1 protein-coding gene is annotated in these 253 nt (G+C 30.0%); it reads right to left on the bottom strand.

Translation table 11 applies throughout. The annotated features are described in order from the left end of the window. Positions 1-42: 42 nt before the first annotated feature. Positions 43-253, bottom strand: a 211-nt coding sequence (locus tag AC2FA3_RS15410) for a hypothetical protein (protein WP_490510354.1), incomplete at its 5' end; no start/stop codon positions are given.

The raw sequence follows: 253 nt of genomic DNA, 5'->3' as shown, positions 1-253 counted from the left end.
ATACTGAAGAAATCAAAGAAAATCAAAAAGAATTAAACAAGTTTAATCTTTTTGATTTTCTTTGATTTCTTCAGTATTGTCTGTATAAAATTCACCAAGACTTACATCTACATTATTGATATCAATGCCATAGTCTTCTGGATGTTCAAAGAATTGGTGCATCGTTGTATAGTCGTTTTCGGCATATTCAACTACCAATTGGTTTGTGTATTTTGTGAAGTCCTTGTTTTCTTTAGCTGCAAACGTATTATCT

It is taken from the genome of Janibacter sp. CoH_79_TC_3, from assembly GCF_058197955.1.
The sequence above is the reverse complement of the archived record's forward strand: the minus strand, read 5'-3'. Positions and strand labels throughout refer to the sequence as shown.